Below are 24,991 nucleotides of genomic sequence, written 5' to 3'. Positions count from 1 at the left end.
GGACCCGGTCGCTCATTTGGTCCGCGCGCCCGCGACAGGGTTGTTGCCCCATAAGCGATCATAGCGCCAACCCGACAGGTCCTCGACCACACGGGCATGATCGGGATCGGTCGGATCGCGCCCGCCCGCGCGGAAATGCTCGATCTCGTCGAGCAGGACCGCGTGGGTGTGCGGATCGAGCCTGAAGCGCGCGGCGACGAACACGCCGAACGCCAGGACCGCCAGCGTACCGGCGCCCAGTACCGCCACGATCGCGGTGATCGCCTGCGGGCTCTGCGTCGCCGCCTTCGATACGAAACCGGAAGCCTGCATCACCTGGCCGACCAGGATCACCGCCAGCGCTTGGCTCAACTTGCGGACGAAGGTCATGACCCCGGCGAACGCGCCTTCGCGGCGGCGGCCGGTCACGATCTCGTCGACATCGGCCATGTAATTGTAGGTCGCCCAGGGAATGTAGTTGAGCGCGCCGCGTCCGAGTCCGACGAACACCACCGGCAGCCAGAACAAGGCCGACGTGGCGGTGTATCCCGTCCAGAACATGCCCAGGAAGATGACGACGCCGATCGCGAAGCTGGCGGCCGCGAGGCGGTAAGCGGCCGACGGCGACAGCCGCAATGCGAAGTTGATCGCCAGGACGACCGCGATCAGCTGGACGACATACGTCACGCCGACCAGATTGGCGACGATCGTTGTCGAGCCGGCCAGGGCGAAGATGACGAAATAGGTGAAGGCGGCGTTGTAGATGTCCTGGCTGATATATCCGCCGAGATACATGCCGAGGTGCAGCCGGAAAGCGCGGATGCGCAAGGTCGAGAACAGGTTGCGGTAGAGGGCGGCGAGCGCGGCGCCCAGCGACGGCCGCGTCGTCGCCTCGATCTCGAGCCCCTGGGGCCGCACCCGTTCCCAGCTGAACGCATAGAGCAAGCCGGCTGCCGCCATGAACAGGACCGAGAAAATGATGCCCATGTAGAGAAAGGTCTGGGACGAATTGGGCCCCAGATACTCGATCAATTGGCCCGGCAGGAAGGCGGCGAGGATCGCCGAACATTGGCCGAGCAGGATGCGCGCGCCGGCGAATTTCGCCTTGATGCGGTAATCGGTCGCCATTTCGCTGGCGAGCGTTTCGAACGGGATGATCTCCATCGCGTAGACCATCTCGAACAGCACGTACGTGACGAGATAATACCAGAATCCCTGCCCGGCGACCCACATGATCGCGAACGAGGGAAGCAGCGGGATGGCGGCCAGGATGAAGAAGCGCCGACGCCCGAATTTTCTGCCCAGCCAGGTGCCGCCGAGATTGTCCGACAGGTGGCCGATCGTCGGGCTGGTAAAGGCGTCGAGGACGCGCGCCACCCCGAAGATGATCGTCGCCTGCGCCGCCGACAAACCGCAGAAGCTGGTGTAGAAAATCAGGATCCAGGTGCTGATGACCGCCATCGAGCCGGCGCCCAGGATGTCGTTCGACCCGTAGACGAGCAAATTGTACCAACGCACCGGGCGCGCCGGTGCGATCGGCGTGGCTGGGGTCTCCGCCGTCGGCTCCCTGGTCATCTCCATCGTCCCGCGCAAATCGCTGCAGCGATGGCCGGGCAATGCGCCGCTTCGGCGCCGCATCGGGAAGCGACTGCCCGCGCCATCAGATGTAGGTCCGCAAGAACTCGCCCAGCGCGATCACCGCCAGGCTTTGCCCATAGGGCATCGAGGTGAGAGGGATATCCTTGTAGAATTGCAGGGTGTCGCCCATCGCGGTGCCGAACGAGACCTGTTTCAACTCGCCCGCCTCGTCGATATTGGCCAGCACGCCTTTCACCGCCCTGATCCCGACCGCCTCGTATCGCGACGGCAGATAGCCTTTTCGCACGCCCTTGAGGATGCCGTAGGCGAAGCCTGCGGTGGCGGACGCCTCGAGATAGCTGGTCGGATCGACGATCAGCGTATGCCATAGCCCGGTGTTCGCATCTTGTGTCTCCGCGAGCCTCTCGACTTGCGCCACCAACGTATCGGTCAGGAAGGTGCGCAGGGCGTCGCCGGGCGGCAGGTCGAGAATCTCGATGATCTCGGGGATCGCGATCGTCACCCAGCAATTGCCGCGCGCCCATAGCGCCTCGGCGAAATTGTGCCGGCCATTAAAATTCCAGCCGTGGAACCAGAGGCCGGTCTTCTTGTCGAACAGATATTTGATATGGACGAGGAACTGGCGTTTCGCTTCCTCGACATAATGCGGACGACCCAGCAGCAGACCGATTTTGGCCAGCGGCAGGACCGACATCATCAACGTGTCGTCCCACAACTCGCCCGGATTTTCGTCATTGTAGACGAGGTGTTGGAACGCCCCCTCCTCGGTCTTGGGCAAGCCGTCGGGCGCCATCAGCCATTCCGCCCAATTGTCCAGATAGGGGATATAGCGCGGGTCGCGCTCGTATTCGTACAGATAGGCCAAGGTGATGAAGGGGGCCATCGTATTGATGTTCTTGGTGGGCGTGCCTTCGGCGAAGCGGTCGTCGAACCATTGTTTGATGATGGCCAACGCCTTCCTGTCGCCGGTCTGCTCGAACAGGCGCCACAAGCCGAACAAGCCGACGCCGTGCGTCCATTCCCAGCCAGCCCAGCCCTTGGTGTCGATGACGCGCCCGTCCTCGAGGCGAAGCAGGAACTCGCCCGTCTCGTCCTTGATGTTGAGCAAATTGTCGATCAGCTTATCAATCGCGGTAGTGACGTCGCCATGCGGAACGTCATGGGTAACGGCGGCCAATCGATTTCTCCTGTCGGTAAGATGCATCGGCGGCGAACCTTGGTCGCGCGCCGGCGTGGGGTGGAATTCGGGGGATGGAGGGCGCGTGGCGATCGTGTCGGTCATCGTGCGGCGACCTTTCCGAGCTCGGCGGGACGGGAGGGAGCGGCGACCGGTCGCACCGGCACGCCGCCCAGGACGTTGCGCAGCGTCACCAGCTTGACGGCCTCCAGTGCATCGCCCGGTGCGCCGTCGGAGGTCACCGCCAGCGCGACGACGTTGGGGCCGCGATGATTCAGGATACCCTCGGGGATCGGGAATACGCGCTGCGGCCCGACATGGGCGATGAACTGTCCCATGTTCCAGCCGTTGACGAAGATCAGTAGCCGATAGCGTGCCGATGACCGCGGAACGCCGGTGTCGCCGAACGCCAGCGCGATCGTCGCGTCCTGGCCCTTGGGTACGGCCAGGTCGAAATGGGTTCGGTACCAGGTGGTACCCGCAGCAGACGTTGCCGCAGGCAGGGTGGCGGGCGCCCATTTGGCGTCGTCAAAGCCGGGAAGATACCAGCCCATCCGCTCGCCATATTGGCCGCCGTTATTGGCGGGCCCGCGCGCCGGATCGGGCAGATCCTCGCCGCCGGCTTTGCCTTGAATCTTCCAGGTGATAGGCACCGTGAAGCTGTGCCCGGTCGGCGACTCGATCGACACCGAGACGAGGCCGCGCGCCTCCTTGTGGAAGTCGTCCGCGCCGAGATCCCAGTTGTGGCCGTCGTTGCGGACCATGACGGCGAGCACGTGCTCGCCGGGCGCGCGGGCTGCCGCCGGCAGTGCGAAACGGGCAAGGCCGGTCGTGATCGGTCGCGGCAGCCCGCTCGGCAATTCGTCCTGGCCGACCAGCTTGCCGTCGAGGAACAGCTGCAGCATCCCGGCGCCGCCTGCGCCGTAGAACAGCGCGATCCGCTGCGCATCGGGCGATCCGCTAAAGCGGCCGCGATACCAGACGTCGCCCTCATGGAAACCGTATGGGTCCATGACCAGGGTCGGCTGGCCGTCGGGCTTGGTGGTGATCGTCGCCGAGCCGCGGTTGTCGATCGACTGCCACGCCGCGTCGTCGAATGCCGGATCGATTTCCGGCGACCCTGCCGCGACGCGCCAGTTGGCGAGCGTCGGCAGCGCGACTTCGGCCGGTCCTGCCAGCGGATGCAATGCGACGCGATCGCCGATGCGGCCGGGCTTCAGCGCGACGGCGATGCCGTTCCAACGCACGGTCCTGATCGACGCCGGCGCCCACAATTCGAGCGGTGTCTCCGCCTTGGTGTCGCCGGTCAATGCCAGTCGGTCGCCGCTCGCATCGGCGCGGCGGACGAGCGCGGGGCCACGCACGAGCACTGCGCCGGCCGCGGTGTCGCGCCGCCAGTATCGCACGCCCTCGGCTTCGTCGGCCAGGATCAGGGTCAGGGGCGGCCGTCCGCCCCCCGTCACGCGAACGACGGCACGGCCGTCATGCCGGTAATTCAGCCGCAGGTCGCCCTTCGCCGCGTCGAACAGGCTCGTCGCCTGGCCTTCCAATATCTCGACGGCGGGGGCGGAGGTGTAGCGCAGGACGGTTTCCCCGTCCTCGCCATGGCGGCCATAGAGCAGGATCAGATCCCCGGCGTCGAGCGGCGTCCACGATTGCAGCTCGGAGGTCGAATAGACCAAATGGTGCTTCCCGAGATCGACCCCGGCGACCAGCCATTTGGCATCGAAGCCGTTCAACCGCATCGGTGCTGCCTGGGGGAAAGTATAGCGGCCGTCGGGCAGGTCCGCGGTGATCGTGAACCGGTCGTCGGTCTGGCCGTTCGACGGCCGGTGCGTGACCAGCAGGAAGCGCGCACCGCTTTCCGGGCTCTTGTTGTGATAGACCTGAATGTCGGGAGAGGATGCAGTCGCGGGGCCGGCCGGGATCATGCCGGCGAGATCGGGGACGACGGCGATCAGTCCACCGAGCTGCTTGAGCTCCTCCGCTTTCTCGCGCAGCTCGCGCGCCTCGGAGATGGCCGCGCCGTAGTCGTAGCTGGTGAAGACCACCGGCGCCGGCAACCAGCCCCAGCTCGTCCCGCCATAGCCCATGTAGAAGCTCTGGATGTCGATGCCGTTGGCGAGATTGGTGCCGTAGAAGACGCGCTGGAACCGTTTGCCGCGCTGGATCGCGTTGCATTCGTACCCGCCGTTCGACCCCCAATAATCGAACCAGCCGCCGCCGAACTCGGCCAGGAAACCGGGCGTGTCGGGTGAGGCCGAAGCGCCGCCTTTGGCACCGCCGGGGCCATAGAAACCCCAGTCCGGCGCGGCCGACCCGCGCGTCGGCTTGCCGGTGACGGTGCAGGTCCCGCCGGGATAGCCGTCGAACGCGTAGAGGTCGGTCGGCCCCTTCACCACCTTGTCGACGGACGAACTCTCGGGAACCCAATAGCCGTTGCGTCCCTGGTCGTTGTGGAACAACGGGATGGTGATGCCGTCGGCGCGCACCTTGGCGTAGAGATGGTCCATGTAGCGACGCTGTGCCGGCGCGGTCAGCGGCAATTCGTTCTCGATCTGATAGAGGATGACGGTGCCGCGATGGCCCTTGCCGTCGCCATTGATCTGGTGACGCGCGACGATCGCGTCGATCCGCGTCATCCACTCGTCGACTGCCGCCAGATAGGCGGGGTCGTCGGTGCGCGCGAGGCTCTTCTGATTGACCAGCCAGCCGGGAAAGCCTCCGCGCGCCAGCTCGGCATTCACATAAGGCCCGGGGCGGGCGATGACGTAGAGACCCTCCTCTTCCGCCATCGTCAGCACGCGCTCGACGTCGCGGATGCCGGTGAAGTCGTACACCCCCTGCTTCGGGCTGTGATAGCCCCAGTCGAAATAGAGCGTGACCGTGTTGAACCCGATCGCCTTCATCTTCTGAAGGATGTCGCGCCACAGATCCGGGCTGGGCAGGCGGAATGGATGGAACTCGCTCGACCAGATGACCTTGCGCTGACCGTCGATCATCAGCGACCGCGCATCAAACGAGACGCGGCCGAAAACCTTCGCCGGCGCCGACAGATTCTCGGTCGGCCGCGCGGTCTGCGCCGGGGCGATGGCAGCCGACATCAGGCCGGCCAGCGCGCAGGTGCCGGCCAGCATCCGCGCGATCCTAGTCATGACGGAAAATCAGCGGCAGCGGCCATTCCTTCGGCCGATTGTCGGGTTCGACCTCCATCAGCGGAGCCATATAGTCCCACCATTTCTTCATGACGGGATGGTCGGGCAAGGTGTCGAGACGATTGTCGTCGCGCAATTTCAGCACGGCGAACAACGCCAGCGTGCTTTCGTCGAGGAAGATCGAATAATCGTAGATGCCCACCGCGGTCAGGAGTGCCGACAGTTCGGGCCATATCTCGTCGTGCCGACGCCGATAGTCGTCGATCGCGCCCGGCTTCAGCTGCATCTTGAACGCGCGAACCGGCACTACCCCTCCAGGAAACCCATTATGTGGCATAAGCTCTCAATATTTGGTACATTGGATTGGCTGACCGGTCAATCGCGACCGCGCCACAGCGGCGTGCCGGAAACGGCCGTAGCGGCCGCGTCTTCGACCGAAATCGGGGGCCGCGCATCGGGCGTTGCGGTGGCGAGGACGAGGCCGTCGATCGTCAGTCCGCGCGCGTGCCGCACCCACAAGCCCCAGGCCGGCAGCGTGCCGAACATGCTGGGCTCGGGATAGGCATCCGCCAGTTCCTCCGGGCGCCTCGCGGCGTCGGCGGCATTGCCTCCGCCATCATAGGTCAGGTGAATGTTTCGGAGCGTCACCGCCTCGACCGGATGCCCGATCAAGCCCGCGATCGCCGCTGGATAGCGATGGTCGATGCCGTTCGCTTCGACCTCGCTGATCGCGATGTCGCGGATCGCGCCGACGCCGGTACCCGGCGGCCCGCGGCGGCGGTCTCCGAGCCGCAGGAAGATCGGGGCGGTCGTCACGTCGCGCATCGTCAATCGGCGCGCGACGATATGCTCCATCACGCCGCCGTCGACCGTCTCGAGCGCGAGGCCGCGACAATGGGTGAAACTGCAGTCCTCGATCAGCACGTCGCGAAAGCCGCCGTTGCTCTCGGTTCCAAGCTTGATGCGGCCAGTCACGCGATCGCGGTCGGGCGCCACGATCTGGGTCTTGCGGCGCGTTCCGTCGAGCATCGTGCCCAGATCGTATCCCGACACCGCGCACCGCCGGATCGTCACGCGCTCGGCGGCAATCGCACGGCCGAGCGCGTAGCTCGCCTTGACCACGATCGCATCGTCATTGGGGGTGTTGACGCGGCAATTCTCGACCAGCGCGTCCCGCACGCAGTCGAGGTCGATGCCATCGCGCTCGGTGTCGATCGTCAGGTCCTGGATGGTCAGCTTGTGCGTGCCTGTCGCCAGAATCGCGAAATGCCCGCATTTCAGCATCGAGAAACCGGCGAGGCGGATGTTGCGGCCGTTGCGCAAGGCGATCGCCTTGTTGCCCATTCCGCGCATCGCGGACACGTCGGGCTCGAGCGCGGCGATCTGCGCGCGCGTCATGCCCCTCATCGACAGCGGGCGCTCACCGGTCCGGGCCTTCCATCGCGCGCCCGGTCCGTTGCGCGTCAGGCCCAGGCCGTGGATCAGGCCGGGGCCAGTGATCGCGGCGTCCTCGACGTCCATCCCCCAGATCAGGCTGTTGCGCCAGTGGCTATGCCCGAAATCCTGATAGAGTTGGTCGGCATCTTCGGGCGCGTCGTACCGCCCGGGGTGGCGCGCCGGATCGGCCGCTTCGATCACCGCGCCCTTCGCCAGCTGAAGGGTGACCCGGCTCTTCAATTCGATCGAAAAGCAAAGGTAACGTCCCGCCGGTACCAGCACGATCCCACCAGAGGCTCGCGAGGCGGCGGCGATCGCTGCATTGAAGGCGCCGCTGTCGATCGCACGGCCGTCGCCCTTCGCGCCGAATGCTCTTACGTCGAATAGTCGCGCTGCCCGCGCGGGCAGCGGGAGTAGCGCGCCCACGGCCAGACCGAGGCCGAGATCTCGCCGCGTCAACGTCGTTCCGCCCTGATCGCGGTTGTTTCGCATGTCGCGCTTGTTCCGGTCGGCGAGTTCGTGAGCGGCGGGGTTTGTCCGGGGCCGCAAAAGGCGACCGGCCGCCCGCTGGACAGCCGGTCGAGGAGGAGGAAGCGGTGATCGCTCCTTTTCAGAACTTGGCCTGTACGCCGACGAAGACGCGCTGGCCGGGATAGTAGACCTCCGATGTTCCGATGCCCTTCACATAGGACTTCGAATATTCCTTGTTGATGTTCTGCATCTCGGCAAAGACGTTGAAGTGCCACTTGGGGAACCGGAGAGTGATCTTTCCGTCCAGATATCCTTCGGCCTTGCGATAGATCGGCAGGTTGCCGTTGTTCGAGTCGGCGATCGTCACCAACCAGTCGGACCGGTAATTGTAATTCATCCGGACGTTCAGGAAGCCCTTGTCGTAGAAGACGCTGGCATTCCAGGTCCAGGTCGACAGGCCGGGATATTCCTTCAGCGGCGCGCCCGTCGCCGAATTGGTCAGGTTGGTGCGGATCGCCCTGGCGTAGGTCAGGTTCCCCGACACGCCGAACCCGTCGAATGGCTTGGGCAGGAAGCTGAACACCGTCTGCGCGCTCGCCTCGACGCCGTCGAGCAGCGCGCCAAAACCGTTGATCGGCTGGCGCACGGTGTAGGTGATGCCGTCGTGAAACAGATCGACGCCGCTACGCGTCACGTTGGGAACGACGAAACTGGATTCATACTTTTTGTAATAGCCCAGGCTGACCAGGGTATCCCTGTTTGGATACCAGGCGAGATTGAGCTCCCACTGGTCGGCGCGATACGGTTTGAGATCCGGGTTGCCGGCGGTGCACACGTCGTCGGCCGCGACGATCGTGGCATCGTCGAGGCAATTGATGTTGGGCACGAGGTCGGTCGGTTTCGGACGCGCCAGATTCTTGGCCCAATTGGCGCGCAGCACGAGATTGGGGGTGAATTCCAGCGCCGCGTTGAACGCCGGCAGGATGTCGGCATATTGGTTCTTCAACGTCGCCTGTTGCGCGGCCAGGACGACGGTCTCGGTGCCCCCGGTCGAGTTGAAGCGGGTGATGCGGCTGATGTTGGTGCCGATGCCGCTGTCCCTGGTGAAGGTATAACGCACGCCGGCGTTGCCGGTCAGCCGCATGCCGAAGACATGGGTCGCGAAGTCCGCCTTCAGATAACCGGCGGCGACCATCTCGCTGATCTGGTACGCCGGAATCTGCGGCAAGCCGTCGGCGTTCAGGACCAGGTCCTGATCGAAGCCGGACAGGTCGTAATATTTGCCGAGAACGCCGGAGTCGAAATTGGCGAAGGCGATCCGGCCGGGAATATCGCTCGACGCGCCCTTGAGGCCGGTGAACAGGGGAGCGCCGCCGCTCACCGTGCCCAGCGCGTCGATCAGACCGGCATATTCCGCACGGGTGAGGTAATAGGTGGTCCCCTTGACCCGTTGCGGCACCGTCGCCGCATCGACGACATTGGTCGTGTAGGAGACGTTGGCACTGGTCTGATAGACGAGCGGGGTCACCCCCGGCGCCGAGATCAGGCGCGAGCCGCCGCCCGCGTAGGAGATATAGTCCTGCCAGCGGAACTGGCCGCCATATTCGATCATCTTCAGCGGACCGAAATCGACCTGCCAGTCGACGTCGAGCTTCAGCTGCTTTTCGGTATTGCTCGTGAGGGTCGGGCGATATTGCAGCACGGGCCCGGCCTGGCCGACGTTACCGGTGCGATTGTAGTCGGTGTAGATGCTGGGGTCGGCGGGATCGACGCTGCTCGGATACGCCAGCACCGGAATGCCCAGGTCGTTGCGCGTATCGACCGACGCGCCGGCAATGCCGGTGCTCAACGAGATGAGGTTGGTCTCACCCTTGGTGTCGGCTTTGGCATAGGATCCCATGCCCTTGATCTTGATCCGCCCGAGATCCCAGTCGAAGCCGGTGGTCAGGTATTTCGACTTTTGATTGTACTGGAAGTCACGGCGCTGCACGCCGAGGATGTTGCTCGACCCGCTATAGACCGGGGCCGCCGCGGTGCCGATGTTCACCGAGTTCAACGCGGTCGTATAGCTCGTCACCACATGGTCCGCATCGACCGTGGAAGTGCCTAGCTTGACCTGCGGCGTCGAACTCGTGCCCAGCGATGGGTCGAGCTGGAAGCGCTGATACCGGCCGATGTCGAGCGAATAATTGGTATCCATCAGCCGCTGGTCGCGGTTGTTGATCTGTGCCTCGCCGAACCAGCGGAAATTGTGCGCGACCTCGTATTGGACGGTGAAGTCGCCCGACAGGCGTTTGTCGCGACGCACCAGGTTGCGATAGCGCGGCACCGTCGCCACCCAGTCGAAGAATTGCGACTCGCAAGCCGCACGGCGGGTGGCGAAGCTGGCGGTCGGCGTGCTGCCGACGTTCGCGCAGCTGGCGTAGGTATTGTACGCCGCATAATTGGGGTCGGCGACGGTCTTCTGGTCGGAATGGTCGAAATCGGCCAGCCGCTTGTAATTGGTGTTGCTGGCGTAATCTTGGCGCGTGGTGACGTCGTCATAAGTCACGTTGAGTAGGACGCCGAGCTTGTCGGTGAAGAGATGTGGCGTGCCGACGACGATCGTTCCGCGCGGCCGCCAATCGCGGGTGGTGTCGAGATGCTGGCCCGAGAGCACGATCGAGGCGAGCGGCTTGGTCAGTTCCAGCGGCTTGCGGGTCTCGATCGACACGGTCCCGCCGATCCCGCCTTCGGTCAGATCGACCGTATAACCCTTGTAGACGTCGATCGATTTGACCAGTTCGGTCGCCAGTTCGCGAAAGTCGCCGCCGCGCGTGCCCAGCGCCGAGACCTGGCTCATGCCGTTGACTTCGACGCGGTTGAGGTCGGGTTCGACTCCACGGATCGACACCTGGACGCCCTCGCCGAAATCGCGGCTGAGCTGCACGCCGGTCACGCGGGCGAGCGAATCGCCGACGTTCTTGTCCGGGAAACTCGCGATATCGTCGGCGACGATCGAGTCGACCACCGTGCCGGCGTTGCGCTTGCGAGCGATCGCCGAGCGCAGGGAGGCGCGGGTGCCGACGACGAGGATGTCGCCTTCCTTGGCGCTGTCCGGCGATGTGCCGGCCGGCGCTTGCGTCTGCGGCGCCTTGGTATCGGTCGGGGGAGAGGAACTGGCATCGGCTGGCGGCGGGGCAGCGGGCGTGGTCTGAGCCAATGCGGGCACGGCGGCGCAACCGAGCGCGATTGCCAGAACGGACGTAGTTGTCAGTCGGCGCCCCATACGCCGGCGATCTGCAGTCATCGATCTCTCTCCCTATAACTCGGGTATTGCGTCGTTCCGGCGATCCCTCCTGACCAGCCGACGCTTCCCGTTCCTGATTATCCGGCGCGCAAGGCGGTGCAGGCGCCGGCGGCCCGATGGCCACGCGTCGCGAGAAATATTGCCGGCAAGAATCGTGTTTCCATCATCCCTCTCCGGTGACGCGGCCTTTACCGTCGTCGAACAGCTGCTGTGGCTGATGCTCACAATGTGAACATGTGTGCCACTCTATGTTGCCAAAACGTGGAATGCAATCCTATTAAGTAGGATAATATCACTGCGGTTGATCGGAGAGGGATGCGATGCGGGGTTTCACAACGGTGCAGATGGTAACGGTCGCGCTGGGCGGGGTGCTGATGGCGGCGGGAGCGGTAAATGCCGCGCCGCCGCGCGAGGCGGAGCGACTCGACCGTGGCTTGATCGCGTCGCCGGCCAAGGGCGGCGGCTGGCTGGTCAGTTGGCGGCTGCTGGATACCGACGATCGCACTGTCGGCTTCGACGTCTATCGCGACGGCAACCGCATCAACCGCCGGCCGATCACGCAAGCGACGTCGTTCGTCGATCCTGCCGGGTCCGGCGCTTCGCGTTATACGATCCGTGTCATCGGCGCTCCCGCGGCGAAGACGAGCGCGACGGCGATCATGATGCCCAAGGGCTATCTGTCGATCCCGTTGACCCCACCGCCGGGCGGGACCGAGCCGGATGGCGAGACCTATAACTATACCGCGAACGACGTGTCGGTCGGCGATCTCGACGGCGACGGCCGATACGAGCTGGTCCTCAAATGGGATCCGACCAATAGCCACGACAACAGCCAGGCCGGCTATACCGGCGACGTGTTCGTGGATGCGTACACGCTGGACGGCAAGAGGCTGTGGCGGATCGACCTGGGCAGGAACATTCGCGCCGGCGCGCATTACACGCAGTTCCAGGTGTTCGATTTCGACGGCGACGGCCGTGCCGAAGTGGCGATGAAAACGGCCGACGGAACGATCGACGGCGCCGGCAAGGTCATCGGCGATGCCAAGGCCGACTGGCGCAGCCATGACGGAGAAGTGCCGCAACCCGACCGCACCGGCGCCAAGATACTCGCCGACGGCACGAAAGTAGCTCCCCTCAAGGGACGTATCCTGAAGGGACCCGAATATCTCACCGTGTTCGACGGGCGGACCGGCCGGGCGCTCGACACCGTACCGTACGATCCGCCGCGCTATCCGGGCGGCAATCCGACGTTCGATCAACTGCGCGAAACCTGGGGCGACGGCTATGCCAATCGCGCGGATCGTTTCCTGGCCGGCACCGCTTATCTCGACGGCCGGCATCCCAGCATGATCTTCGGCCGCGGCTATTATGCGCGGACCGCGATCGCGGCCTGGGATTTCCGCGACGGCAAGCTGCGCGAACGCTGGCTGTTCGATTCGGCCGCGCCCGGAAATGGCGATTACGGCAATCGCGGCAATCACCAGTTGAGCATCGCCGATGTCGATGGCGACGGCCGCGACGAGGTGATCTACGGGTCGATGGCGGTCGATGACGACGGCAAGGGATTGTGGACCGACCCGCTCTTCCACGGCGACACGATGCATGTCGGGGACCTCGACCCGCTCCGTCCGGGACTCGAGAAATGGGGCGTGTTCGAGGAAGTGAAGGCGAATGGCGGGCTCGGCTCGGGACTGCTCGATGCGCGTACCGGCGAGATCCTGTGGACCAAGCCCGCCGAGATCGACACCGGGCGCGGCGTCGCCGCCGATATCGATCCGCGTTATGTCGGCGACGAATTCTGGGGGGCGAACAGCCGAGAGTTGTTCGACGTCCATGGCAAGGCGATCGGTCCGGCGCCGCGCCAGACCAATTTCGCCCTCTACTGGGACGGCGATCTCTTGCAGGAACTGCTCGACGGCACGACCATCAGCAAATGGGATTGGAGGACGGCTACCGCCGTCACCTTGCTCCATCCGAATGACGTCGCCTCGAACAACGGGACCAAGGCGACGCCCGCGCTGCAAGCCGATATCCTGGGCGACTGGCGCGAAGAGGTGGTGTGGCGCTCCGCCGACAACCGCGAACTGCGCATCTACACCACACCCTATCCGACGACGCACCGGTTGGTGACGTTGATGCAGGACCCGGTCTATCGGGCCGGCGTGGCGTGGCAGAACACGGCCTACAACCAGCCGCCGCACCTCAGCTATTTTCCCGGTGCCCTGAAGCCGAGCGAGACGGCGGCGCAGTGACGCCGCCCTGGGCGTGAGGAAAGGGGGCGGCGCGCCGTCCCCCCTTTCCGAGATCGGGTCAGCCGGGCCAGCCGTGATCGCGGCTCCAGGCCAGGAACAGATCGAGCCACGGCACCGGCGTGCCGTCCCTGTGGTTGACCGGCGGCCCGTGCCCGCCCTTTTCGAACACCATCAATTCGGCCGCGACCTTGGCTGCCTTCAATGCTTCGAACATCAGGATCGAGTTGCGGAACGGCACCACCGGATCGTCGCCGTTGCACGCGACGAAGCTGGGCGGCATCGACGGCGGCAGGTCGAGTTGCGCCGAATAGCGCCGCTGCCATTGCGGATCGGCGGCATGCACACCGAGCAATTCGCGGCGCGATTGCGCATGCACGCCGTCGTCCAGCATCGTGATGACGGGGAAGAATAGTCCCGCCACCGCAGGCGTCGCCGGCAGGCGATCGGTAGCGTCCTGCGGCTGATAGGTCGATTGTGCCGACCGGCTCGCCAGCCGCGCCGCCAGATGTCCACCGGCCGAAAAACCGGCGACCGCGATGCGGACGGGATCGACCGTCCAGCGTGTACCGGCGCCGGCGCGGATCACGCGCATCGCGCGCTGCGCGTCCTGAAGCGGCGCGTCGGGGCCCGCCGCCCAGCCGTCATGCGGCAGGCGATAGAGCAATTCGAACGCGGTGATTCCACGCGCCGCGAACTGACGCGCGATGCTGCCGCCGGTTCGGCCGACCGCGACGCGGGCATAGCCGCCGCCCGGGCAGATCAGCACGGCCGCCCCGGTCGGCCTGGCCGGCTTGACAACGGTCAGCATCGGCGACGCGACATGCGGCCAGGCAATGTCGTCGGCGCCGCCGTTCGGGGACCTTTTGACCCATTGTTCGGCCACGGCGGACGCGGGCGGGCCGGGCGGGGTCCCCGGCCAGATCGGAAAGCGGTCGACCGTCGCTCCCAGGTCGGCCAGGCCGGTAGCGGCGGACCTCATGCCGGGCAGCAGTGAGGCGGCGATCGTGCCGGCGATCAATGTGCGGCGCGTCGGCATCAATTTCCCTCCGGACGGCGCGTGTCGTGCGCGATGCTCGGTGTCAGCCGGAAGCTCGCCGGGTCGGGCGGGCGGCCCGGGTCGAACGGCGGCAGTCCAGGCTTCAGATGCGCGGCCAGTGCGACCTTCGCGTCCGCCAGGCCCTTCGCCACGCAACGGGCCAGCGCCCAGGCGCCGTAATTGTCATGGTGCGTCGCATCCTTGCCGCCGTCGTTGAAGGCGAGGGGCGCGCGATCGGGGCCCAGCCCCTGGTAGAAGGCCGTGCTCATGGCGTTGAGGTCGATCACCGGCACGCCGAGTTCGGCGCCGACCGCTTTCACGGCGGCGGCATAGTCGCCCAGCGTCGGTCGGATCCTTGTCCCGGTCCAGAAGCGCCGCTCGGGCGAGGTGACCAATACCGGCGTAACCCCGCGACGGCGGAATTCGGCGATCCAGGTGCGCAGATAGTCGCGATAAGTGGTGTCGGCCGCCGCATAGGTCTGCGGCCAGTTCGCCTTCTGGTCGTTGTGGCCGAACTGGATCAGCGCCCAGTCGCCCGGCTTGGCCAGTTCGAGCACTTTAGCCAAGCGCAATTCGGTCATGAACGACTTCATCGTCTCGCCGCTCTCGGCATGGTTGGCGACGGCGATGTCGGGGGAGAAGAAGACGGGGAGCATCTGTCCCCAACTGGCGGCCGGCTCCGCCGGCTGATCGGTGACCGTCGAATCGCCGAGCAGGAATATGGTGGGCAGCGTCACCGGCTCGATCGCGATCGCGGTGACGCCCGGATGCGCGCCGAGTATCTCCAGCGTCAACTTGTCGTCCCAGGTAAACGACTCCTGCTCGCGAGGCTTGAGCAAGACCCGCGACCCGCCCGGCGCGTTGGCCGGCGGCTGCACGAGGCTGGCGTCGCGCACGTTGACGATGAAACTGACCGTCTCGTGCTTTCCCGCCCCGACTTTCAGCGCGTCGACCATCAGGCGGCGCGATTCCGCCTTGATCGTCGTGTCGGTCGCATCCTTCGGCAGTCCGATCGTCACCGTCACCCGATAATTGCCCGGTGCGGCGGCCACCGAGAACAATGAATGGCCACCCGGTTCGTAACCATAGCCGTCGGCATAAGCATGATCCGGCGCGACCGGAGTAGCACCCGTGGTCACCGGTCCGCTGCCCAATGCGAAGCGGCGGACCTGGGCGGAGGCAGGGTGGACCATCGCGGCCACGGCCATCGCGCCGGCAAGGATCAGGCGCATGACGGCCCCCCGGCCGGTGTCGTGCGGGTCAGCGCCGGGACGTGCGGCGTCACGCGCCTCGAGATCGGCAAGCGCAACGACTTCAGCCCGACGGCGACAAGATCGGCGATGTGGCGCGCGCCGATCTCGCTGAAATGCGTATCGTCCGACACGCCGTTGGGATAGCCCGGCGCTCCGGACGCACCGTCATAATGGAGATAATAGGCCTTGGCCGCGTCGGACCCCAGCGCCTGGACCATCGCCTGCGAACTCTTGCCCAGGTCGATCAGCGGCGTGTGCGTTTCCTTCGCCACGCGACGCGCGGCATCGGCATAAGCGGGGAAGCTCGGCTGCTCGATGCCGTCCTTGAAATCGCGCCGCGCGACCGGGGTCAGGATCACCGCCTTGGCCCCGGCTTTTCGCGCCACCTCGATGAAGCGGTGGAGATTGGCGACATATTGTTCAACCGTAGTGTACCGTTCCGGCTTGTCGATGCTGGCGTCGTTATGGCCGAACTGAATCAGCAACGTGTCGCCTTTCCGCAGGTCGGCAGCGATCTTGTCGAGCCGGCCTTCGCGGATGAAGCTGTTGGTGCTGCGGCCGCCGATCGCGCGGTTCTCGACTGTCACGGCGGGGCCGACCGCGCATCGCAACATCGTGCCCCACCCCGATTGCGGATATTTGTCGGGCTTATAGTCCTGCGCCGTCGAGTCGCTGGCGATGAAGATCCGCATCGGCGCGGGCGCGGACGCCTGTACGCTTCCTGCCGCAAGCACGGCCAAAGCCCCGATCAGCACGACAGGTGCCCGCATCCTCTTCTCCCATCTCCATGTTGTCCCGCATTATGCGACAACGTCTTATGAGTCGCAACGGGCTGCGACGATTTGCTACAATTTTCCCAATATGTAGACATTGATTCTACATTTCGGGACATGCTAGGTGATGATCGTGACCGTTCCGATACGGCGAAACGCGCGGCAACAGCGCGGGGCAAAAAGGGAAGAGGCGATGAACCGATGGGCATGATCCGGCTGGCCGATGCGCCACGCGATGAACCCTGCCATCCGCGCTCCGTCGCCCGTTTCGATCTGCGGTCCGCCCCGGGCCGCCCGCATGTCCGCTGCGCGCGGGTCATCCGCTGATCATGGAGAAAGAAATGTATCTGAGCCGTCGCGATGCGCTGAAGGCCGGGCTGATGGCGGGTGTCGCCGCCGCGCTTCCCGTCAGGCTGAACGCCGCTCCCGCCGCTTTCGCGCCTGCGCCCATACGCTGGATCGACGGCCAGGCTCCCGCCACGCACGGTGGCCAGACGTTCGGTGTCGCCTGGCCTCGCGGCGCCATGAAACGCGGCACGCCGCTGACGGTCCTGGATGGGGAGGGCAGGCAATTGCCGTCGCAGGCCTGGACCACGGCGACATGGCCCGACGGATCGGTCAAGTGGACCGCGCACGCCATTCCCGCCGATCTGTCGCCGGGCACGCTGACCGTCACGCGTGGCCGGCCCGTGGTCCCCGCTCAGCCGGCCACGGTCACGGAAAGCGATGCCGCGATCACGATCCATGTCGGCGACCTGGCCTGGGAGGTCGGCAAGAGCGGCGACGCGCTGATCCGGTCGGCGGCGCACGGGGGCAGGCCGGTGCTCGGCGCGATCTCGCTGGTCGGATCGTCGCGCAACGAACCGCTCCATGGCGCGGATATGCCGTTCACCGGCCGGATCGACGCAGCGACCGTCGAACAGCGCGGGCCGGTTCGAGCGGTGGTGCGCATCGACGGCCATCACGTATCGGGTGATCGGGCGTGGATGCCGTTCACCGTTCGCCTCTACGCTTATGCCGGATCGTCGGGCTTGCGCATCGTGCATTCGGTGGTGTTCGACGGCAGCGCGAGCCGTGACTTCCTGTCGTCGCTCGGCGTGCGCGCGGCGGTGCCGATGCGCGGCGAGCTTTACGATCGCCACGTTCGCGTCGCGACGGACGGGCAGATGTTCGTGGAAAGCGTGCGCCCGCTGACCGGGTTGCGCCGCGATCCGGGCAAGGCGTTTCGCGATGCGCAGATCGCCGGGCGCGCGGCGCCGCCGATCGACAAGATGGCGCCCGCGGTGCGTACGACGCTGGAGCGCATACCCGCCTGGGGCGATTTCCGTCTCGAGCAGCCCAATGCCAATGGGTGGGCACTGACCAAGCGCACCGGCCCCGATCATGGCTGGATCGACGCGGCCGAGGGGCGGCGCGCGCCCGGTCTCGCCTATGTCGGCGGACCGTCCGGCGGCGCCGCGATCGGCGTGCGCTATTTCTGGCAGCGGCATCCGACCGCGCTGCATGTCGACGGTGCTACCGGCGACACCGCGCAATTGACCGCCTGGCTCTGGTCGCCCGAGGCGCCGGCGATGGACCTGCGTCCCTATCACGGCACGATGGGGATGGAGGGCTATGACGCCCAGAACGAAGGGTTGTCGGTCACCTATGAGGATTACGAACCCGGCTGGGACGACGCCTCGGGCATCGCGCGCACCAGCGAGCTGATGCTGTGGGCGCTTCCGGCCACGCCGGATAACGACATGCTGGCGACAATGGCCGCGATGCAGGCGCAGCCACCGCAATTGATGACTGCCCCGGCGCACCTTCATGCCGCGGGCATCTTCGCCGATTACGGCCTGCCGGACCGCTCGACGCCCAACCGCACCGCTATCGAGAACCAACTGTCCAACCTGGTCGATTTCTACGCCGGAGAAGTCGATCGACGCTCATGGTACGGTTTCTGGAACCATGGCGACGTCATGCACACCTATGACAGCGACCGGCATCGCTGGCGCTACGACATCGGCGGCTTCGCCTGGGACAATAGCGAGCTCTCGACCGATCTGTGGCTGTGGTATCAGGCACTTCGCACGGGAGATGCCGAGACCTGGCGCTTCGCCGAAGCGATGACGCGCCACACCAGCGAGGTCGACGTCTATCACACCGGCCGGTTCGTCGGGCTCGGCACCCGGCATGGCGTCCAGCATTGGAGCGACAGCTCCAAGCAGCCGCGCGTCAGTAACGCCAGCTATCGCCGGATCTATTACTATCTCACCGCCGACGAGCGCGTCGGCGACCTGATGCGCGCGCTGCTCACGTCCGACCAGACGCTGACCAGGGTCGAGATCGGGCGCAAGGTGCCCGGCGTTCAGAAGCCGCATCTGCCGCCCGGCACGGTCGAGATGACCTTCGGCACCACCTGGTGCCCGCTCGCCGCAGCGTGGCTGACCGAGTGGGAACGGACCGGCGATACGAAATGGCGCGACCGCATCGTCGCGGGGCTGGAGACGATCGGGCGCATGCCGCACGGTTGGCTGACCGGAAGCGCGCCGTTCGAATTGGCGACCGGCCGCTTCATCGACCAGAAACGCGGCATCGACATTTCGCATCTCAATGCCGTGTTCAGCGCGGTCGAGGTCAGTTCGGAGCTGTTACGCCTGCTCGACGTTCCGTCATATCGCACGGCATGGCTCGACTATTGCCGTTGGTACAACGCGCCTCCGGCCGAATATCTCGCCAAATTCGGGCCGCCGTTCGGCGCGCGCAACCTGCGCGAGGGACATTCGCGGCTGACCGCTTATGCCGCGTTCGAAGAGAAGGATGCGGCGCTGGCGACCCGTGCGGCTCGTGAATTCCTGTCGGGCGATGCCGGGCTCGGCACCTGGCCGCGCGACCCGCGGCATATGGTCGACGGCGTGCTCGAATGGCCGGGCGTGTCGACCAACGCCTCGGCGCAATGGGGGCTTGCGGCGATCCAATGCCTCGCCCTGGTGCCCGAAGCGCTGGATCGCGAGACGATCGTCGCGCCCGACGCGCCCGGACGCAGGCGGTTGCGCGATTCCGGCCACGATTAGGAGCCGGCGCATGCAGGCATCTGCCGGCGCCGGCAATATCGATCATTCGATGGGAGCAAGGTCATGAAATGCCCTTCGGTGTGGCGCACCGTCACAACGGCGATTGCTGTAGCCCTCCCGTCGGCCATGATCGTCATGCCCGTTGCTGCGGCGAACAAGAGTGTCGCCACCAACGGGTCCGCCGCGACGGCGAAGCGGGATGCCGACGATCTCGCCGATTTCGATCGCCGGGCGAGAATGTCCCGCGACCTCGGGGCGACCGAAATGGTGGTCACCGATGGATTGCCGATCGCCCGCTGGGAAGAGGACCCGGACGACCCCTATCCGGCCTGGTTCGCGCACCATGCGACGCTGTTCAAGATGTTCCCGCCCGAGGCAGTGCGTCCGTTCATGGACGCGGCCTACGCAGCGCGCGTTCAGCGCGTCGTCGCCGGACGCTGTCGGATCCTCGCGAAATATGATCTGAAGGCGATCTGGAGCGCGAACGAGCCCGGCGTCCTGCCCGAGGCCTTCTTCGTCGCCCATCCCGACTATCGCGGACCCCGGATCGACCAGGTGACGAGGTCGCGAAAGGCCTATTTCGCGCCGAACGTTTCGAATCCCGACGTCCTGGCGATGTATCGCGAGGCGACCACCGCCTTGTTGTCGGCATGCCCGCAGGTCGAGACGTTTCTCTGGGTCACCACCGACGCCGGATCGGGCTTCGACTGGGCGCCGGGATTGTATCCAGGCGCCAACGGCGCGTCGGAAAATCGCGACCGGCCGCTGGCCGACCGGGTGGTGCGCTTCATGACCAACATCCAGCAGGCGGCGGCGGAAGCGGGCCATCGGATCCGCATCAACATCAACCAGATACCGCCGCGCCCCTGGATGATTCCGACCTTCGGCCCGGACGTGCTCGAAAATATCCAGCGCCAATTGCCTGCCGGTCTCGCGGTCAATGGCAGGGAAGGCCCTGACGGGCGTCCGTTCGAGACGGGCGTGACCCGCGTGGATGATGGCGCGTTCTCGCCGGTCGTCGGGCTGGTCGTGCCGAGTTTCGATCCGGTGGCCAAGGCGAGCGACGCGCACAGGGCGTTTCTGCTCGGCGATCGCGAGAGCGAAGATTTCGCGTTCCGGCTGCTCCTGTCGACGCGCGACCAGCCGATGGCGACGGCACTCGGGCGGCTTGCCGCCTTGCGCCGGTTCGCGGTCTCCGAAGTGGGAGAGGCCCGGGCCGACACGCTGGTCGATGCCTGGAGCGCGCTCAACGACGTCCGCAAATATCTCGACGTCCTCGATTTCGGCCCGATGCTGCGCATGGGCCATGTTCTCAACCGCTGGATCGAACGGCCGATGGTTCCCTATCCGGCCGAACTGACCGACGCCGAAAAGGCCGGCTATCGGCGCTTCCTTTTCCAGGCGCGGACCGAAGAGGCGGCGTCCGATCTCGCCGATATCCAGGCGATGCGGATGTACGAGGGGTGGGGCGCCCACCTACTGTTCCAGCGCGCCGTCGAGATTTCCCTGCCGCGCGTCCGGCGTGCCCAGCAGGATTATGAGAGCCTCGCGGCGGCGGCGACCAATCCCGAAGCGGCGAATTATTGGCAGCTGACCGCCAAGCGCGTGCAGGCGCTCTCCTATCTGCTGCAATCGGCGGACGACATGGTCGGATACCAGGCGCAGCTCGACCGCGTCACGGCGATGGCCGCGAAGCCGGAGGGCAATCCGGTGCTCGGCGCGCAGAACGATTGGGCGCGCGCCGACATGATCAATACCGCGCGGCGCGAGATCGATACCGCGGTGGCGCTGGACAAGCTGATGTCGAGCAGCAGCGCACCGCTGCTCGATCTGGCCGACGACCCGGCCGACGAGACGATCATGAAGCTCGGCCCCGATTTCCAGGCGGTGCTCCGGCAGAAGGTGCGGACGATGAACGCGCATTGGCGCGATTATGACCGGCTCTTCACCATGCCGAACCCGTGATCGCCTGACGTCTTCAGCTTGGCGGAAACAGACGCCGGTAGCGGCCCGAATGCGTTCGAGCCGCTGTCGGCGATCAATCGGAGGACGACGCCCGGTAACCGAGCGACGCGCCGATGCTCGCCGCTGCTGCCTTGACCGGACCGGCGAGGTCGTCGAGCACCTTGTCGGTCAGATAGGCGGCCGCGCCAGCGATGCTGATCGCGACGACGATGTTGCCCTTTTCATTCCTCACCGGCGCGGCAACCGACCGTACGAAATCGCCCGCTTCGCTTTCGTGCAGCACCACGCCGCGGGCCCTGTTCTCGCGCATCGCCGCGAGCCATTCGTTCAGTTTCTTCGCGCTCGCCTGCGGTTTTTCCGACTGGTACAATTTGGTCAGCGCGTCTTCGGGCTGGTCGAGCAACAGGGCCTTGCCGATCCCGGTCTCGACGATCAATCGGCGGTCGCCGGGCGCGGTCGCCACGCGCAGGCGCTGCCGCCCGGTCACGCGATCGAGATGCCGGGACCAGTCGCCCTCGCGCTTGCCGAGGAAGACGCAATAGCCCGTATCCGCCGACAATGCTTCGAGATGCGGCCGCGCGATCCGGACATAGTCGGTCTGTTCCTGGGCCATCGACCCGAGCTGGAGCAGCTTCGGCCCGAGCGAATAGCCGTCCGGCGTGATCGCCAGATAGTCGCGCGCCTTGAGGGCTTGCGCTAGCCGGTGAGTGGTCGATCGCGTGAGATCGAGATTTCTCGCCAGATCGGCCGATTTGACCGGCCCGTTGATCACCTGATCGAGAATGTCGAGCGCGCGCATCAGCGACTGTGCGCCCTTGAACGACGCATAGGGATCCTTGACGTCGGTATCGTTCGGCATCGAATTTCTATCTCCGCGCTGGCGCCGGCGCACCGATGAAAGCTGATTGATTTTTCCGTGGGGCCCGCGACCGAGATAGTGCTTTCCCCTCTCTTCTTCACTAGCCGCGCGGAGAAGGAAACGGAAGGGTCGCGCGACGCCTCGGTTGCTTCGCGTCTTCCTCACCAAGGCGCCGTATCTCGCCTTCAGGGCAGGCCGCCAATCGATAGGCAAACCGATCGGCGCGAGTGAGCCCGCCGGCTTGCGACGACGACCCGGACCCGGCCGGCTCACGTCCGCGTTGGCCCGATCCCGAACGCCGTTTCTCGAAATCGGTCCGGCGCGATTCTCACCGGGACGGATTTGGCGGCAGGGACATGACTTGTCTCGGCATGGTGTTCGACCGGCATCAGGACGTTGCACTCGGGATAATAGGCCGCAAGGCAACCGCGCGGGATCTCGTAGCGGGTCACGATCAACCCGTCGCGCCGTCGCGCGACGCCGTCGCCGGCATCGCTTTCGAGCGCCACGATCTGACCGTCCCCCAGGCCCGCCTCCGCCATGTCCCGTTCGTTCATGAATAGCACGTCTCGGGTACCGGTGACGCCGCGGAAGCGGTCGTGATAGCCATAAATGGTCGTGTTGAACTGGTCGTTCGACCGCAGCGTCATCAGCCGGAATTTGCCCGGCGCGTCGTCGAATCCTGTCGCCGAGAGATCGCTCGGCGCAAGGAATTCGGCTTTCCTGCTCGGCGTCAGCCAGATGCGCTCGGCCGCCTTGTTGCCTTTCCAGAACCCGCCGGGGGTGAAGAGGCGCTTGTTGAAGTCCTTGAAGATGACCGGATAGGTTTCCTCGATGGCGTCGCGGATCGTCGCATAATCGGCGACCCAGGCATCCCAGTCGACCTTGGGGTTGGGCGGCAGGATCCGCTTCGCGATGCCCGCGACGATGGCGGGTTCGGAGAGCAGGTGTTCGCTCGCCGGCCTGGCCTTGCCGCGTGAGCCGTGGATGCAACTGGTCGAATCCTCGACCGAGACGGCCTGAGGGCCGGTCGCCTGCACATCCTCCTCGATCCGCCCGAGACAGGGCAGGAGGTAGGTGACCTTGCCCGGAAAGAGGTGGTTGCGGTTGAGCTTGGTCGCGATCTGGACCGAGAGGTCGAGCCTCGGCCAGGCCTCCTCCATCCGCTCCGTCTCTGGAACGGCGCGCAGGAAGTTGCCGCCGAGCGCGACGAATGCCTTGACCGAACCGTCGAGCACGCCGCGACAGCTCTCCACCGTATCGAGCCCCTTTTCGCGCGGCGCGGTGAAGCCGTACTGCTCCTCCAGCTTTTCGACCGGGACGAGTTCGGTCTTTTCGGTGATTCCGACGGTGCGCTGTCCTTGCACGTTCGAATGGCCGCGAACCGGGGTCGGCCCCGCGCCGGGCTTGCCGATATTGCCGCGCAGCAGGAGCAGGTTGATCAGCATCCGGACGTTCTCGACGCCCTTCACATGCTGGGTCAGGCCCATGCCGTAGATCGCCATCACCGCCTTGGCCCCGGCATAGACGCGTGCGGCGTCCTCGAGCGCCGACCGCAGGAGGCCGGATTCATTTTCGATCGCCTCCCACGTGGTTTCACGCACCACCTTGGCGAACGCGCCATAGCCGCTGGTGTGATTGTTGATGAAGTCGAGGTCGAGCACCGGTGGCTCGCCGCGGGCGATCGCGGCGTCGTGCCAGTCGATCAGATATTTCGAGATACCGAGCATCGCCGCTATGTCGCCGCCGGCTTTCACCTGATGATATTGGGTCGAGATCGCCGTCTCCGACAGCGTCGTCATCTCGATCGGGTTCTGCGGATCGGTGAAGCGCTCCAGCCCGCGCTCCTTCAGCGGATTGAAGGTCACGATCTCGACGCCGCGCTTGCGGCAGGTGCGCAGATTGTGGAGCATGCGCGGGGCGTTGGACCCGACGTTCTGGCCGAAGAAGAAGATCGCGTCGCAGGCGTCGAAATCCTCGATCCGCGTCGTGCCGACCGGGACGCCGATCGCCGCCTTCAATCCGACAGAGGTCGATTCGTGACACATGTTCGAGCTGTCGGGCAGGTTCTGGTTGCCGTACATCCGCGCCATCAACGCATACATGTACGAGGCTTCGAGACTGGTCCGGCCGGACGAATAAAAGACGACGGACTTGGGATCGAGCGGGCGCAGCGCCGCGCCGATCCCGGCGAACGCCTCGTTCCACGAGCAGGCGGTATATTTGTCGGTCGCGGGATCGTAGCGCAGCGGATGGGTCAGCCGGCCATGTTGCTCGAGGTCGTAATCGCGCCAGCCGCGCAATTCGGTCAACGTATGGTCTTCGAAAAACGCCGGCGTGGTGCGGCGAGTGGTGAGTTCCCAGGCGGTGGCCTTGGCCCCTTCCTCACAGAATTCGGCGGGGTGATAGTCGGCGGGCTTGGCCCAGGCGCAACTGACGCAGGCGAATCCGTCGGGTTTGTTCTGGCGCGCCAGTTCGCGCAGCGCTTCGGGCGAGACCCGTTCGCGCGGCAGGATTTCGGCGAGCGAGCGGACCGATCCCCAGCCGCCGGCCGGCCCGGCGAAAGGTTCGATCTCGGGTTTGTCCGACCGTTGTTTCGCCATGTCTTTCCCCGATCGAGGGTTCCTGCCGTTGGCGAACGCATGGACGCGTCGATTGGTTCGGCCGCCTCTGCGTCAAAACCGCTCCGG

The 24,991-nt window shown here is 65.6% G+C and carries 15 protein-coding genes; 3 read left to right on the top strand and 12 right to left on the bottom strand.

Translation table 11 applies throughout. From position 1 onward, the window contains the following. Positions 1-12 precede the first annotated feature (12 nt). The 6 genes from ACTHJR_RS08670 to ACTHJR_RS08645 all read right to left on the bottom strand — a co-directional run bounded on the left by ACTHJR_RS08670 (position 13) and on the right by ACTHJR_RS08645 (position 11,029). Positions 13-1,560, bottom strand: coding sequence for an MFS transporter (locus ACTHJR_RS08670; protein WP_440522729.1), 1,548 nt, complete (start codon positions 1,558-1,560; stop codon positions 13-15). Positions 1,561-1,639: 79 nt separating this feature from the next. Continuing rightward, on the bottom strand, positions 1,640-2,755 hold the full coding sequence (gene bglB / locus ACTHJR_RS08665; protein ID WP_440522737.1) for a beta-galactosidase BglB: 1,116 nt from the start codon (positions 2,753-2,755) through the stop codon (positions 1,640-1,642). A 101-nt stretch (positions 2,756-2,856) separates the two neighbouring features. Further along, positions 2,857-5,910 (bottom strand): beta-galactosidase, encoded by a 3,054-nt coding sequence (locus ACTHJR_RS08660; RefSeq protein ID WP_440522728.1) that lies wholly within the window; start codon positions 5,908-5,910, stop codon positions 2,857-2,859. Further along, positions 5,903-6,217, bottom strand: coding sequence for an L-rhamnose mutarotase (locus tag ACTHJR_RS08655; RefSeq protein ID WP_440522726.1), 315 nt, complete (start codon positions 6,215-6,217; stop codon positions 5,903-5,905). Before ACTHJR_RS08655 ends, ACTHJR_RS08660 begins: the two co-directional genes overlap by 8 nt. A 68-nt stretch (positions 6,218-6,285) precedes the next feature. Further along, positions 6,286-7,839, bottom strand: a complete 1,554-nt coding sequence (locus tag ACTHJR_RS08650; protein WP_440522725.1) for a rhamnogalacturonidase — start codon at positions 7,837-7,839, stop codon at positions 6,286-6,288. A 118-nt stretch (positions 7,840-7,957) separates the two neighbouring features. Then, positions 7,958-11,029, bottom strand: coding sequence for a TonB-dependent receptor (locus tag ACTHJR_RS08645; RefSeq protein WP_440522724.1), 3,072 nt, complete (start codon positions 11,027-11,029; stop codon positions 7,958-7,960). Positions 11,030-11,427: 398 nt separating this feature from the next. On the opposite strand from ACTHJR_RS08645, the gene ACTHJR_RS08640 reads away from it, so the two are divergent. Further along, positions 11,428-13,359 (top strand): rhamnogalacturonan lyase, encoded by a 1,932-nt coding sequence (locus tag ACTHJR_RS08640; RefSeq protein ID WP_440522723.1) that lies wholly within the window; start codon positions 11,428-11,430, stop codon positions 13,357-13,359. A gap of 58 nt (positions 13,360-13,417) precedes the next feature. Here the strand turns inward: ACTHJR_RS08640 and ACTHJR_RS08635 are convergent, their stop codons facing one another. The 4 genes from ACTHJR_RS08635 to ACTHJR_RS08620 all read right to left on the bottom strand — a co-directional run bounded on the left by ACTHJR_RS08635 (position 13,418) and on the right by ACTHJR_RS08620 (position 16,670). After that, on the bottom strand, positions 13,418-14,395 hold the full coding sequence (locus ACTHJR_RS08635) for an alpha/beta hydrolase (protein WP_440522722.1): 978 nt from the start codon (positions 14,393-14,395) through the stop codon (positions 13,418-13,420). Next, complete coding sequence (locus ACTHJR_RS08630; protein WP_440522721.1) at positions 14,395-15,627, bottom strand: rhamnogalacturonan acetylesterase; 1,233 nt, start codon at positions 15,625-15,627, stop codon at positions 14,395-14,397. Before ACTHJR_RS08630 ends, ACTHJR_RS08635 begins: the two co-directional genes overlap by 1 nt. Continuing rightward, positions 15,618-16,418, bottom strand: coding sequence for a rhamnogalacturonan acetylesterase (locus tag ACTHJR_RS08625; protein WP_440522720.1), 801 nt, complete (start codon positions 16,416-16,418; stop codon positions 15,618-15,620). Before ACTHJR_RS08625 ends, ACTHJR_RS08630 begins: the two co-directional genes overlap by 10 nt. A 123-nt stretch (positions 16,419-16,541) precedes the next feature. Then, positions 16,542-16,670, bottom strand: a complete 129-nt coding sequence (locus ACTHJR_RS08620) for a hypothetical protein (RefSeq protein ID WP_440522719.1) — start codon at positions 16,668-16,670, stop codon at positions 16,542-16,544. Positions 16,671-16,762: 92 nt separating this feature from the next. Here ACTHJR_RS08620 and ACTHJR_RS08615 point away from each other — a divergent pair, with 92 nt between their 5' ends. Together ACTHJR_RS08615 and ACTHJR_RS08610 are read left to right on the top strand one after the other, a co-directional pair. Further along, positions 16,763-19,477 (top strand): exo-rhamnogalacturonan lyase family protein, encoded by a 2,715-nt coding sequence (locus tag ACTHJR_RS08615; protein ID WP_440522718.1) that lies wholly within the window; start codon positions 16,763-16,765, stop codon positions 19,475-19,477. Between the two features lie 126 nt (positions 19,478-19,603). Further along, positions 19,604-21,442, top strand: a complete 1,839-nt coding sequence (locus ACTHJR_RS08610) for a hypothetical protein (RefSeq protein ID WP_440522717.1) — start codon at positions 19,604-19,606, stop codon at positions 21,440-21,442. A gap of 73 nt (positions 21,443-21,515) precedes the next feature. Here the strand turns inward: ACTHJR_RS08610 and ACTHJR_RS08605 are convergent, their stop codons facing one another. Both ACTHJR_RS08605 and ACTHJR_RS08600 read right to left on the bottom strand, forming a co-directional pair. Then, positions 21,516-22,301: an IclR family transcriptional regulator gene (locus tag ACTHJR_RS08605; protein ID WP_440522716.1), complete on the bottom strand. Its 786-nt coding sequence runs from the start codon at positions 22,299-22,301 to the stop codon at positions 21,516-21,518. 269 nt (positions 22,302-22,570) lie between these two features. Further along, positions 22,571-24,904 (bottom strand): FdhF/YdeP family oxidoreductase, encoded by a 2,334-nt coding sequence (locus ACTHJR_RS08600; RefSeq protein WP_440522715.1) that lies wholly within the window; start codon positions 24,902-24,904, stop codon positions 22,571-22,573. Positions 24,905-24,991: the final 87 nt, after the last annotated feature.

The organism is Sphingomonas sp., assembly GCF_051962185.1.
In the GTDB taxonomy this organism is placed as follows: Bacteria; Pseudomonadota; Alphaproteobacteria; order Sphingomonadales; family Sphingomonadaceae; genus Sphingomonas.
The sequence above is the reverse complement of the archived record's forward strand: the minus strand, read 5'-3'. Positions and strand labels throughout refer to the sequence as shown.

Bases quoted from the DNA above. Each gene is read 5' to 3' on its own strand.
- ACTHJR_RS08640 (WP_440522723.1), top strand. From the start codon at position 11,428: ATGCGGGGTTTCACAACGGTGCAGATGGTAACGGTCGCGCTGGGCGGG.
- ACTHJR_RS08605 (WP_440522716.1), bottom strand. From the start codon at position 22,301: ATGCCGAACGATACCGACGTCAAGGATCCCTATGCGTCGTTCAAGGGC.
- ACTHJR_RS08600 (WP_440522715.1), bottom strand. From the start codon at position 24,904: ATGGCGAAACAACGGTCGGACAAACCCGAGATCGAACCTTTCGCCGGG.
- ACTHJR_RS08660 (WP_440522728.1), bottom strand. From the start codon at position 5,910: ATGACTAGGATCGCGCGGATGCTGGCCGGCACCTGCGCGCTGGCCGGC.
- ACTHJR_RS08615 (WP_440522718.1), top strand. From the start codon at position 16,763: ATGTATCTGAGCCGTCGCGATGCGCTGAAGGCCGGGCTGATGGCGGGT.
- ACTHJR_RS08610 (WP_440522717.1), top strand. From the start codon at position 19,604: ATGATCGTCATGCCCGTTGCTGCGGCGAACAAGAGTGTCGCCACCAAC.
- ACTHJR_RS08670 (WP_440522729.1), bottom strand. From the start codon at position 1,560: ATGGAGATGACCAGGGAGCCGACGGCGGAGACCCCAGCCACGCCGATC.
- ACTHJR_RS08625 (WP_440522720.1), bottom strand. From the start codon at position 16,418: ATGCGGGCACCTGTCGTGCTGATCGGGGCTTTGGCCGTGCTTGCGGCA.
- ACTHJR_RS08650 (WP_440522725.1), bottom strand. From the start codon at position 7,839: ATGCGAAACAACCGCGATCAGGGCGGAACGACGTTGACGCGGCGAGAT.
- ACTHJR_RS08635 (WP_440522722.1), bottom strand. From the start codon at position 14,395: ATGCCGACGCGCCGCACATTGATCGCCGGCACGATCGCCGCCTCACTG.
- ACTHJR_RS08630 (WP_440522721.1), bottom strand. From the start codon at position 15,627: ATGCGCCTGATCCTTGCCGGCGCGATGGCCGTGGCCGCGATGGTCCAC.
- ACTHJR_RS08620 (WP_440522719.1), bottom strand. From the start codon at position 16,670: ATGGCAGGGTTCATCGCGTGGCGCATCGGCCAGCCGGATCATGCCCAT.